This is a genomic window from Desmonostoc vinosum, from assembly GCF_059505385.1.
The window spans coordinates 19294-32118 of sequence record NZ_JCACKM010000229.1 but is presented as its reverse complement, the minus strand read 5'-3'; the positions used below and the strand labels follow the sequence as shown (position 1 = coordinate 32118).

Here is a 12825-nt window from a genome sequence, read left to right as displayed (position 1 = left end):
TGCTTTCCACCTTCCCGTAGAAATAGACAGCCGTTATTTTCTAAATGACGAATCAAGTCACGTCTTTTCACTATATTTGAACGGTAATCTTTTCACGGACAACATTTTTACCAGAGAGTTGTTGCTCTGTAAGTTCGCGATTTGACAGTAAAATTAACTCTATTGCTTCTCGTAGACTTTCTCTTGCTTCTTCGAGAGTTTTCTCTTGAGCATTTGCACCAGGCAACTCTTGAACGTAGCCAATATACCACTCATCTATCTTTTCAAATACCGCAGTAAAAGAGTTTTCCATATAATTTGCTATTAATTTTAACGAGACATCAATAGTGGAGAGGAAGTTACGCATATTAGCTGTAAACAGCCCTTGCAAAACGCTCTACTAAATTAATGATGTCTTGTTTACGAGCTATTTGCTCTATCCATTGTTGGGGAATAGCTTCGACTCCGTAGTAAATCCCTGCTAAGCCACCAGTAACAGCAGCGGTAGTGTCGGTATCGCCACCTAAGTTAACAGCCTTGAGTACTGCTTCAGAATAGGATGAGCTATTCAATAAACACCATAAGGATGCTTCTAAAGTATCAATTACATAGCCCCCAGAACTAATCTCTTCTACTGGTAACTTGGCAATCTCACCACTAAAAACTCTACCAAAGTGGGGTCTTTCTAAAATATATTCACCGACAGAATAAATCTCTTTAATGTCTTTTAACCCTTGCAAATATGCTGTTTGTAGGTCAGCCCCTTCTAATAATGCCACTGCAATACTAATATAAATGCCACAGGCCATTTGCGATCGCGCATGACCATGAGTAATCGCCGAAACGTCATGCACCCGCCAAATCAATTCGCCTAAAGTAAAGATTCTATGACAATAAGCCATCGGTAAAATTCTCATCAAGGAACCGTTACCATTGCTGTTCTCTACTTTGCCACCTGCTTGATGAGGTAAAACCCCTTGCTTTAAACGCATAATTGCAGCATGGGTGGTTTGACCAATATCAAATAGTTCTCCACGCGCAGTCCAGTATGCTTCTTTGTACCACCGCCAGAAGGAATTTGCGATCGTATCTAAAGAATATCCTCTACAAAGACTCTCTGCTAAACAAAACGTCAAAGAACTGTCATCCGACCAAGTTCCCGGTGGTTGATTCCATGTGCCATAGCCTATCATCTTTGTGACTGGAGATTTGATGCGTTCAACGCGGCTAGTAAACTCTACTGGTACACCCAACGCATCACCGACACATAAACCCATCAAACCAGACAATGTTTTTGCAGCGGTTAGCATTATGCAATCTCCACAATAATCATTAAAATTTCACTTTATTAGGATGTTAGAGTCTAATACCACGAGTGTCTATACGTAGCTTATGTTTAAGTCAGGGTAACAGTATTTAATTTGGAATTTGGAATTTGGAATAGTTTAATACTGTTATCTATAAGACTTGTAACAGATATGCCCTAATCACTCGCGAAAATCTTGATAAACCCGTCCTTACGACCTCTGAACAAAGAGAAAGCTTTGGTTTAGCAACAGAACTGACAAACCCAATTAGTAACTCTACTAGTTTTTGATGACATAACTGTTTCAATATTAAGCCAGTAAAAATATGAAAAAAAACTCCAAGAACGCTGGGAGATTTTCAGCTTTTTCACAGAGAAGATACACAGAAAGCAATTTGATCAAAACGCGTAAATATCAACAAACTATAAAAGAGACAAAAATAGTTTTCTAACGTCTCAATTATCAATAAAAAAACCTAGCTAATTCCAATTATATTCACTTAAGCTATATTCAGAAATCAAAAATACTAATCTTTGATTTCCCAAACAATATCGATTTATTGGATGTAATTCAAATGGCAAAACTTAAAATTACTGAACTGAAAAACACAGGCGCTGAATTGTTTGAAGATTCTGAAACTTTCCTCAACGAACTCAGCAGCAACGAACTAGAAAGTGTAACGGGTGGACGGTTGATTTACCCAACTGTACTAACTTACCCCACTGTCTTTACTTGTACTTTGACAGGTAAAACTACATTACCTTATACAATTGTCATTCTGTAAGTTCCATTTCAGCAAATAACCTCACTTTATTCACCGGTGATTCTATAAACTCTTTTGATTCAACACCTTTGCTTCTTAATTATCTTATTAAGAAGTAAAGGTTTTTAGGCGAAAATAGCTCAAATAAAATAATAAATACATCTTGGGAGAAAATATTTCAATGTCTCAATCTACAGCTAATAAAAGTAACACCAGTCAAATTAAAAGCGTTGTAGTAACTCAAGAAATTACACCGATGTATCCTCGCTTAGCTTGCCAAGTTAATTTTTATCAAGGGCAGATGATTTTTTCGCAAAATGGGCGATTTTTGGCTTTTGAGTTTAACGAACAATCAAGAGAAAGGTTACAAAAGCTTTTCTCGATGATGGACGGTAGTCATAGCCTCAGTGAGTTACAACAAAAAGTTTTTCCTCATAATCCCGAAGTTATTAATGGAATTATTCAAAGTTTAGATAAGCAAGGATTCATTGACGATCTTGCCCATTTAAAGATTAATTCTAGTACAGAAGCAATTTTAGATTTAGAAGATTTAGCGAATAAATTGCTTGATCAAAATCCCTTTTGTCAAGCAAGCAATTTGCTAACATCAAATTTATCCACTAATATACTGTATGGCTTTGCCATAGAGCATTATTACTTACTATCTCACTACTATTATTTTTATTCTCCGATACTTAATTTCCAAGGCTCAACAAAAGTTCAAGCACTAATTAAAGAACTTTACTATCAAGAGCAAGGGCAAGATGAGTTTTTACTATCAGCACTTAATACTATTGGTATTAGTCGGGAACAGTTGATAGAATCAATGCCACTCACAGAAACAATGGCAATGTGTAATGGTTTGATGTATTGGGCAAATTTTGACTCACTCTTTTTATTAAGTATTTTAGGAGTTTTAACTCAGAAAAAATTAAAAACTTTTGAATCCTATCTTCATTTTTGTAAACAAGCGGAACTGGACTCAAGTTTTATCCAATCAATTCAAAAATTGCTCACCACTAAACTAAATCACGAATCAGAAAGCTTAACTCGCCGGATTTTTCAAGAAATAACTCACGTTGATGAGTCAACAAAGCAGAGATTAGCAAGACAAACCCATCTGTTTGGGGAGATTTATCACAACTTTTATCAAGCTATTTGGAACCACTACACTAGAACTAATAATTTGCTGCGACACATAGCAATTATTTAAATAATTCGTAATTCGTAATGACACTCGAGGACTCGCTACCGCTGCGCTAACGTAATTCGTAATTAAATTTTGTAATGGGGATTTGGCCCCAACACAAAACTTGCCGATTATAGAACTGGGGGACTTCAACCCACGGAACTATTTAAATTAAATCAGGAAGATGATAATGATAGTAACTCAAACTTTATTGCAGCAACCTTTATTTAAAAAAGGTGTAATTTTGAACTTTCGAGATAACGAAGTGGAGATTCGTTATCTTGACCAAGGATGTTCTATAGCAATCCCACCAGAATATTATGAAGAGACAAATCAATTATTCAAGCTTTTGCAAATAGGTGGATTATCACTAAAGGAATTAGCTCAAGCTTGTCCAGAACTTCAAGAAGATATTCCTGATTTGTTAATGGACTTTGAACGTCGTGGTTTTTTGATAGAAACTCAAAGTAAGATTGAATCCCATGGAGTTAGCGGACAACAATTTTATCGAGAATTATACCGATTTTTGGAATACTTGAAAGCACAATTACCGCCCTCACTATTTTCGCAAAAAATGGCTGATGGAACAATCACTAAAGAACAGTTGATTGGTTATGCATTGGAATCCTATCATGTTACTCATCTGTGTCCGATGCTTTTGGCTCCATCCTTAGCAAATTATGAATCAGCAACTACTCAAAAAATCTTGCGAGATTTTTATGTTTCTGAGTTGCATCATGATCGGTTGATTGAGAATTCTTTAAGTAGTGTTGGAATTAAACCAGAACAACTAAAAAAGATGCAACCTTTACCAATGACTTTTGCTGTTTGTTCTAGTTTAGGAGTGTTTGCTTACCAACATCCTTTAACATTTAAAGCGGCATTGTTGCTGTTTGAGCAAGACGACAAGATGTTTCATGAATTGTTTAAACAGCAGTGTCATGCAAAAGAATTACCTACTGAATTCTATAAACCCATGTTACTGCACGCTGGCATTAATGAAGAGGGAGAGCATGAAGATATCACAAGATTGTTACTTGCAGAAATTTCTTATGTCTCACCACAAGAACAATTGACAGTTAAAAAGAACATGGCAATTTTAATGGAATCAATGGTTAAGCGGACTCACGAAATTTTAGATTACTACGGGAACTCTGATAACGAAATTCCCCGTTGTTTTGGATAATATATGGGTACTGGGAAAAGTTTTTTAAAATTTGGTGGTGGGTAATGAGCAACCACCATAATATGAGCGATTTTACACCCAGTCCCCAGTCCCCAGTCCCCAATCCCCAGTCCCCAATCCCCAGTCCCCAGTCCCCAGTCCCCAGTCCCCAGTCCCCAGTCCCCAGTCCCCAGTCCCTTTTACGGAAACTTGCGCTCTTGCACTTCCATGACATAATCTTGTACAGCTTTAGTAATTGTCTCACGCAGATTTGTATAAACTTTGGCAAACGGTGGATGCTTCTGTGCAAGTCCGATCACATCGGAGGTAACTAAAATTTGTCCGTCGCAGTGTGGCCCTGCACCAATACCAATTGTGGGAATGCTCAGTTTTTGCGTAATCTGCATTGCCAAATCTGCGGGTATATGCTCTAAGACTACGGCAAATGCACCCGCTTGTTCAAGAGCGATCGCTTCATCTAAAATTCTCTGTGCCTGTTGTTGAGTTTTACCCTGTTGTCGCAAGCCAATTTGATGTATCGATTGTGGTGTTAATCCCACATGCCCCATAACTGGAATTCCTGCTTGCACCAAACGATGAATTGTTTCTGCGATCGCAGGATAACCACCCTCTAACTTTACCGCCTGTGCGCCCGTTTCTTTCAGCACCCGCCCAGCGGAGTGCATTGCTTGTTGCAAACTTTCTTGATATGTCAAAAATGGTAAATCTACCACCACCAACGCCCGTTGTACTCCTCGACGCACAGCCTTGGCATGGTAGAGCATCTCTTCTAAATTAATCGGTAGTGTTGTTTCATACCCAAGCACCACCGCCATAGAATCCCCCACAAGGATTAAGTCTACACCAGCAGCGTCGATCAGTTGAGCGATCGCATAATCCCAAGCGGTCAACGCGACAATTGAACGTCCTTGTTGTTTCCATTGAATTAATTGCTGGGTAGTTACTGCCATTTTTTTATTAGGGAGTAGGGAGTAGGGAGTAGGGAGTAGAAAGTAAGGAATTTCACTACTCCCCACTCCCCACTCACCACTCCCTCATTTAACAGCCCGACTGAAAGCAAGATGTGGTTTTGCACTTCCCATTTTGGGCATTAGCCAAGCTAGACCTTCACTAGTACCAATCCATAATTTATTGCCAATGTCGGGTACAAGGGCAAGAACCCGGCTAGAAGGAAGTCCAGCAACTTCGTCTAATACAGCTCCTGTATTTGGATTTAATCGTAACAAACCATCGCTAGTGCCGACCCAGATACTACCATCTTTAGCAAATCTTACCGCTGTGACATTACGCCCCCGTAAGCGTGTCACAGACCGCAGCACCACCCCGGTTTTGGGGTTAATCACTAATAAATTATTAGGCATTCCTGCCCAAATTAAGCCTTCTGGGCTGATGGCTAAAGCTTGTACTGTTGTTCCTGGTAATTCACCGATTTGCTTGGCGATTGTGGCACTAGCAGTGTTAACGCGCACGAGTCCATCAAGAGTGCCAATCCACAGATGACCTTCAGCATCTAACGTCAAAGCGTTAGCACTCACACCAGGCAGATTTTTTAATGTTGTCATAATCAAGCCTTGATCAGGACTAATTAAAGCTAAACCGTTATCAGTTCCCGTCCACAAATAACCCCGCTTATCAATCAACAGCGATAACACCCGTTTGGAAGGTAAAAATAAATTCTGCGCTGTAATTTCGTTAGTACGGGGGTCTACCCGGATTAGTCCCTCATAACTTCCCACCCACAGACGCCCTACTTTGTCTTGGGCTAAAGCACCAATAGCCACATTCGGTAAACTCACGCGACTGATAATCTTGCCCGTGTTGGGGTCAATCCGAGATAATCCCCGCCAGGAACCCACCCAAAGATTACCTGCAAAATCTCCCAACAAGTTACTGACACGATAATCTGTGTCTATTAACTTTTCTTCCACTCCCCGCTGATCTGGTAGGGGATTTACTCGTGGTGGTGGTGCAACAGCGGGATAGGAAGGGACAGACTCAGATGGTTTGACGTTAGAAATTCGCCCTGGTGGTGCATTTTGACCAATTTTTTGCGCCCTCGCCGGATTCATTGCTACCAGGTTAATGCTCGGTATGGCGATCGCCCCGAGCAATATAGAAGTTATTACTAAACTAGTATGCTTGTAAAACAGTACCACGGTCTTATTCCCTCTGGAAACACTTCTGTTTTAGGGTTTGAAGTGTAGAGCATCCAAGAATTTCCCTATCCGCTACACAGCTTTCTCAACCCCATATAAATAGCCAGCACCTAAATAGGTTTTGACTTGACTCAGTGTTCCCCCAATTTCCATAGTTCGCACTTTTATAAAGACTTTTATGATCTAGGGGAAATTTTATTTTTTCAAAATTAATTAAAACAGGCTCAGCAATAGCTAAAGTCTCTCCATTCAATGTTCTAGTCAATTTAGTTCTAAAACATTGACAGATTGAAAAAATAATGCATTAAAAAATATATTAATTAATAGTAGCTTTTTTATTTGTTAGTGTATTTTGTCAACGTCTCTTTTATACAATTACAGCAAATTACTAGAATTTTTAAAATATTTATTCGACAAAATTCAATTGACTTTTTAAATGCATTTGGTAGAATACAAGTGAAATTTCCGACTAAGACTAAATCTATTTATCAAAATTAAATAACTATTTTTTATGAATTCTACGGAGTTTAATGAATAGCCATTAGACTTCTTGCAAAAATAGTTCTCTTTGCGTAAGGCAAAAAAATGTTTATACAAGAGGTCTAGTGGTTAAACATCGTTTTCATGAAAAAGTTTTGCTATATATATCTAAATAAATAGGCTCTTAGCACTATTTTTCATTTTTGAAATCCATCTAAATTATCACTCTTCCCAAGAAATTTTATGCCTATCTTTAATCGCGTAACTTTAGTAGCGACAGCCACATGTTTATCCTTAAGCGTAACTCTTCTGACTAGTGAAACAGCTAAGGCACAGACGCAAGATTTAGTTTTAGAAGATAAATTTGACGCAGCTTTTATCGTCGTCTCGCCATCTGGCAGGGTAGTTAGTCACCAAGCTTCAAACTTAACTCTTGGGCAAGCATCTGCTTCCCTTAATTCTAATTCTTCTTTGTTTTCTAACCTAAAGTTAAGTACCAATATTCAGCGAGTTGCTTCAGGTAACTATAATTTAGATTTTCTCTTAACTACAGATTCTAACTCTGGGTTTATTCCTCCAGGAACTACCCTAAGAGGAGAAGCAATCAATGAATGGAGATTTGATCTTGGTAACTCTACTTCTAGTATTGATAATGGCATAAATTTTTCAACTCCCGTTACTTATAACTCAGCGCAGGGAAGTTGGTTTGATGACGGTAATTTAGTAGTGCCTGAAGCTAGTTATCTGCCCCAACTAAATGATGGTAGTACGCCAACAGAACTGCTTGGACTGTTTGATATAGGAGTCAGAAGCGGTGATTTAGGAGCTTTTGGAAATGGCATTGATACTTTTTCTTTAAAAGTCAATGTAACTCTCCAAGAGCAAACAACACCAGCAGTTCCGGAACCTTCAATTATCGGTGGGCTGCTAATTTCTGCAAGTTTAGGATTAGCTTTTTCTCGACGACACAAAGGTAAAAAAGTTTTGATTTAGCTAAATAAAAGGATAATAGCTTTTCTACACAGTCTGATAGAGAGTTTTGCTGAAACTGGCATTTTGTTAATCATACAATTAATTTGCCGCAAAAATTATAATCATAACTTTAACCTAATGCACTGCTTATAAAATGGTGTGTTAGGTTAAAGCTGTAATATAATAACTGCTTGTCAAGAAGGCAAATTTTATTCTCATTTGAGATTTACTTTTTATCTAGTGGTGTGACAAACCTAAAATGTGGCGATGAACTTTGAAGTCTATTGAGTCCTAAAGCGCAACTACAAACATTTTTGCTTATAACGTTTTGGTTTTGTTAACAGTAAATACTAAACCTTAATCTTAAAGCTCTTAAATCTTAAAAAACAGAAAATTTTTTCTTAATATTAGCAAAATATAGTAATTAAGGCTGGTAGATTTCATAAAAGACATGCGAAAAATTCGACTCTTAAAAGGCAAATAATCAGCCTCAAGTGACTACATTTTTACTCTAAAAAGTTTGTAATTTTATTCTTTTGGCAGAGCAAAATTTCGGTTAAAAGAGGATTTTGCAAATTTAGATAGAGATGTAATTCTGGCAACTTATTTGGCTCTAAAGACATTTACTAGAGTTTAAAAATTACTTGATTGACTATTAACTTTAAATCAAGTTCTCTTACCTCTTGAAAGTCGAAGTTTGGTAGCGTTCTAATTTTGCAAACATCACCCAGCAAACAAACTCGCTGCCTTACAAGCAAAGTCTGATTAGGTAATCTAGTCGTCAACCTCAGCCTGTGGAAGCAAGCCTTGCTTGTACTTCCAAACAAGTGTATTCCCACAGTCCTTGCTTGATGGTAACTTGCAATTCTTTAAGTTCTTGCTGAAGTTTACCGTTTACCAAGGAATTTGAATTAAGGAGAAAATTCTCATGGTTTTGGGTTATTACGGCTACACAATCGGAGACGAGGATATCAGCACTGCTGCTGGTGCCCAGTTGCCAGTTTTGCGTTTCCCTATCCCACCTGCTGGAAGCGTAGGTGCTGTTGTTACTCCTGTACAAGTAGGGACAGTTACAATTTCAGCTGCTGATATTGCTGCTGGTGCGGCTCCAGAACTAGAAGGTCTAGGAACTAACTTTAGCAACAGAAGAGTGGGTGCTGTTAACGAACCAAAATTAGGTACAGCAACAGACCTCGCTATTCAAGTTGGCCCTGTTGATATACCTTTTGGCTCACCATCTACAGTCAGACCAACACCATCACCAAGTACTCTGAATCGTTTCGGCAGTGAATCTGGTGCTGACTATGGACGTAATATCTTAACGAACGGTCAGGTTCAGTCAGGGTCAGTTGTTCTGTACAACCTTGGCTCAAATGATGATGCTGCTGCTGGCGCAGTAGGAAGCACTCTTTACGAAATTACAGCTACAACCATTAGCCAAGTGGGCACTGGTGGATCCGCAACTGCCCCTGCTAATGTTAACAGATATGCTGATGGGTTAGCTGTTGATAATCTCACCCCTGGTCGTAATCGCGCTATTGCTAGCGATTTCAGAACTTCAGATGAAGTTTCTTTAGGTAACTCAAGTGACCCCACTAAGAACAACCTTTACAAAGTTGATCTGCTAACTGGTCAATTATCTGCTCCAATTGCACTCTACAGTAGTGCCAATAGCGCAAATGGTACAACACCTTTACCTCTGAATCTGAACTTTGATTCTGGACTGGCATTTAGTAGAATTTCTACATCAGATCCCGGTGGTCAAAGACTTGTAGCTTTGCTCGAAGACGGCAAAATCCTAGCTATCCAACCTACAGACTCAGTAGGCCCAACTGGCATCACCAGATATGGCTACCTAGATGATTTCAACGCATCGGGTAATGGTATAGGTGATGGCAGAGCAAGTGCTTTCTTACTTGGTCGCGCCGACTTTGCTGCTCTTAGTTCCCTTCCTGCTGCGGATTACGAAGGCTTGGCAATTGTTTACGAAGACTCTGTTACTGGTGCTTAATTCATTTGAAGTGGCACACCTTCTAGTAGGCTAGTTAAAAATTTTACCTAGTCTTAAGTATACTCTAACCCACAACAAGGGTTAGAGTACATCTCTATCTAACTTGGTTTGGTCATTTTATTTATTCTCCTACACCTGCTCAGGTGTAGGTTTTTCATATGTAATCTCAAAAAACCTCAAAAAAGCTCATTCCTCCGTTCTGAAATCTATATCCCGTGTCTCCCTAAACTGGCCTTTATTACGATCGCAGCTGTTTTGTAAATAATTCTTAACAAAATGTTTAAATCTTTATGTAATAAAAAAATTAAATAAATAAGTTAAAAAGTTTCAAAGAATAACTTATCAAATTCTTGATATATTGTGAAACAAGCTACAAATTACGTGGTGTGCAATTTTTTTATCTTTCCCCTATCACTCTTCTAGACCTCCGTCAAGCAAATTCTCTCCTATCCTCCCGTCAACGGAGCAGATAAGAAGAGTGCGGAGTAGGAAACGTGCCTTGCAGCACAATCCCCAACATCTCCGCCTAGCCAAAGAAGAGTTTGATACTACCCGCACAATGCGGAGGTAGTGGAATAAGGAAAGTTTAGTGGAGTGCAAAGAAGAGATAAAAAGGAATTTTCGTGGAACGAGGGGAAAATCGAAAGCGCTAAACTATGCGCCCTTGGAAAGGGAGAACATTGGTAAGGAGTATGACTACAGATATTAAATATCTGTAGCTAGGAGATTGCTAACCTCTGACAAAGGCAAACCCAAAAAATTTTTCCTGAATCTTCTCCCCCACTAGTGGGGGAAAGAGCGGGGGTGAGGGTAAGTTGCACAGCGCGTGATTTGCAAGTAAAAAGAGTGACTTCTTGGAAGGATAAATATGTCTTACGCTCAAACGAAGACTCAGACAAAATCTGGGTATCAGGCCGGGGTAAAAGATTACAGACTAACTTATTACACACCCGATTACACACCCAAGGATACAGATATTCTGGCGGCATTCCGCGTCACACCCCAACCTGGAGTTCCCTATGAGGAAGCAGGCGCGGCTGTAGCGGCTGAGTCTTCCACTGGTACCTGGACAACCGTATGGACAGACTTGCTGACCGACCTAGATCGCTACAAAGGTCGTTGCTACGATATCGAACCAGTTCCTGGTGAAGATAATCAATTTATTGCTTACATTGCTTATCCTCTGGATCTGTTTGAAGAAGGCTCTGTAACCAACATGTTCACCTCTATTGTAGGTAACGTGTTTGGTTTCAAAGCTCTCAAAGCTCTGCGTTTGGAAGACTTGCGAATTCCTGTAGCTTACCTCAAGACCTTCCAAGGGCCTCCCCATGGTATCCAAGTTGAGCGTGACAAGATCAATAAATACGGTCGTCCCTTACTGGGTTGCACCATCAAACCTAAATTAGGTCTGTCGGCGAAGAACTACGGACGCGCTGTTTACGAATGTCTACGCGGTGGTTTGGACTTCACCAAAGATGACGAAAACATCAACTCAGCTCCATTCCAACGGTGGCGCGATCGCTTCTTGTTCGTCGCTGAAGCCATCCACAAATCCCAAGCAGAAACAGGCGAAATCAAAGGTCACTACCTGAACGTTACCGCTCCCACCTGCGAAGAAATGCTGAAACGGGCTGAGTTCGCCAAAGAACTCAAAATGCCCATCATCATGCACGACTACCTCACAGCAGGTTTTACCGCCAACACCACATTGGCTCGTTGGTGTCGTGATAACGGAATTTTGCTGCATATCCACCGCGCGATGCACGCCGTTATCGACCGTCAAAAGAACCATGGTATCCACTTCCGTGTACTAGCGAAAGCCCTGCGGATGTCCGGTGGTGATCACATCCACACTGGTACCGTTGTTGGTAAATTGGAAGGCGATCGCGCCATCACCATGGGCTTTGTCGATCTGCTGCGTGAGAACTACGTCGAACAAGACAAAACTCGCGGTATCTACTTTACCCAAGATTGGGCTTCCATGCCTGGTGTCATGGCAGTTGCTTCCGGTGGTATCCACGTATGGCACATGCCCGCACTAGTAGAAATCTTTGGTGATGACTCTGTACTACAGTTTGGTGGTGGTACCTTGGGACACCCCTGGGGTAATGCTCCTGGCGCTACCGCTAACCGCGTTGCTCTAGAAGCTTGTGTGCAAGCGCGTAACGAAGGACGTAACCTAGCTCGTGAAGGTAACGATATTATCCGCGAAGCTGCTAAATGGTCTCCTGAATTGGCCGTTGCTTGCGAACTGTGGAAAGAAATTAAATTCGAGTTTGAGGCAGTTGATACCGTCTGATAACAAAATGAGTTTTGGGTGCCGAGTTAAAATACTCAAAACTCAAAACTCTTTTCTGGCTGGGGTCAAGCATGAATCTCAAGCAAATTGCGAAAGACACAGCCAGGACTCTCCAAAGTTACCTAACCTATCAGGCGCTGAGGACAGTACTGGCACAGCTGGGCGAAACCAATCCTCCATTGGCACTTTGGTTGCAAAACTTTTCTGCCGGCAAGATTCAGGATGGAGAGGCATATGTTGAAGAACTATTCCGCACAAAACCAGATTTGGCATTGCGGATCATGACTGTCAGAGAACACATAGCCGAGGAAGTCGCCGATTTTTTACCGGAAATGGTTCGTACTGGCATTCAGCAAGCCAACATGGAACAGCGTCGCCAGCATTTAGAGCGCATCACGCAACTTAACATATCAAACCCCAGCCCTGAAGCGGAACATCAGGCAATCTCAGATCCTAATTTGGATAACTTATCCAGTTAGTAAG

General features: G+C 40.3%; 11 protein-coding genes. 7 read left to right on the top strand and 4 right to left on the bottom strand.

Annotated elements, in window-relative coordinates; translation table 11 throughout:
* Window positions 1-70: 70 nt before the first annotated feature.
* Window positions 71-292: a type II toxin-antitoxin system HicB family antitoxin gene (locus AC5JMF_RS26280; RefSeq protein WP_495798649.1), complete on the bottom strand. Its 222-nt coding sequence runs from the start codon at window positions 290-292 to the stop codon at window positions 71-73.
* Window positions 293-347: 55 nt separating this feature from the next.
* The gene (locus AC5JMF_RS26275) at window positions 348-1289 is read right to left on the bottom strand and encodes an ADP-ribosylglycohydrolase family protein (protein ID WP_495798648.1); all 942 of its coding nucleotides are present in this window, start codon (window positions 1287-1289) and stop codon (window positions 348-350) included.
* Window positions 1290-1860: 571 nt separating this feature from the next.
* On the opposite strand from AC5JMF_RS26275, the gene AC5JMF_RS26270 reads away from it, so the two are divergent.
* From AC5JMF_RS26270 to AC5JMF_RS26260, 3 genes are all read left to right on the top strand, one after another.
* Window positions 1861-2070, top strand: coding sequence for a hypothetical protein (locus tag AC5JMF_RS26270; RefSeq protein ID WP_495798647.1), 210 nt, complete (start codon window positions 1861-1863; stop codon window positions 2068-2070).
* A 160-nt stretch (window positions 2071-2230) separates the two neighbouring features.
* A complete protein-coding gene (locus tag AC5JMF_RS26265; RefSeq protein ID WP_495798646.1) occupies window positions 2231-3262 on the top strand; it encodes a hypothetical protein in 1032 nt (343 codons plus the stop codon).
* A 166-nt stretch (window positions 3263-3428) separates the two neighbouring features.
* The gene (locus AC5JMF_RS26260; protein WP_495798645.1) at window positions 3429-4424 is read left to right on the top strand and encodes a thiaminase II/PqqC family protein; all 996 of its coding nucleotides are present in this window, start codon (window positions 3429-3431) and stop codon (window positions 4422-4424) included.
* A gap of 179 nt (window positions 4425-4603) precedes the next feature.
* Here the strand turns inward: AC5JMF_RS26260 and panB are convergent, their stop codons facing one another.
* Both panB and AC5JMF_RS26250 read right to left on the bottom strand, forming a co-directional pair.
* Window positions 4604-5374: a 3-methyl-2-oxobutanoate hydroxymethyltransferase gene (panB, locus tag AC5JMF_RS26255; RefSeq protein ID WP_495798644.1), complete on the bottom strand. Its 771-nt coding sequence runs from the start codon at window positions 5372-5374 to the stop codon at window positions 4604-4606.
* A gap of 84 nt (window positions 5375-5458) precedes the next feature.
* Window positions 5459-6580, bottom strand: a complete 1122-nt coding sequence (locus AC5JMF_RS26250) for a ligand-binding sensor domain-containing protein (RefSeq protein WP_495798643.1) — start codon at window positions 6578-6580, stop codon at window positions 5459-5461.
* A gap of 723 nt (window positions 6581-7303) precedes the next feature.
* On the opposite strand from AC5JMF_RS26250, the gene AC5JMF_RS26245 reads away from it, so the two are divergent.
* The 4 genes from AC5JMF_RS26245 (at window position 7304) to rcbX (ending at window position 12821) form a co-directional block, all read left to right on the top strand.
* Window positions 7304-8053: a PEP-CTERM sorting domain-containing protein gene (locus tag AC5JMF_RS26245; protein WP_495798642.1), complete on the top strand. Its 750-nt coding sequence runs from the start codon at window positions 7304-7306 to the stop codon at window positions 8051-8053.
* A 907-nt stretch (window positions 8054-8960) separates the two neighbouring features.
* Complete coding sequence (locus AC5JMF_RS26240) at window positions 8961-10043, top strand: hypothetical protein (RefSeq protein ID WP_495798641.1); 1083 nt, start codon at window positions 8961-8963, stop codon at window positions 10041-10043.
* A gap of 868 nt (window positions 10044-10911) precedes the next feature.
* Window positions 10912-12342, top strand: a complete 1431-nt coding sequence (locus tag AC5JMF_RS26235) for a form I ribulose bisphosphate carboxylase large subunit (RefSeq protein WP_495798640.1) — start codon at window positions 10912-10914, stop codon at window positions 12340-12342.
* 71 nt (window positions 12343-12413) lie between these two features.
* The gene (gene rcbX / locus AC5JMF_RS26230; protein WP_495798639.1) at window positions 12414-12821 is read left to right on the top strand and encodes a RuBisCO chaperone RbcX; all 408 of its coding nucleotides are present in this window, start codon (window positions 12414-12416) and stop codon (window positions 12819-12821) included.
* Window positions 12822-12825 lie beyond the last annotated feature (4 nt).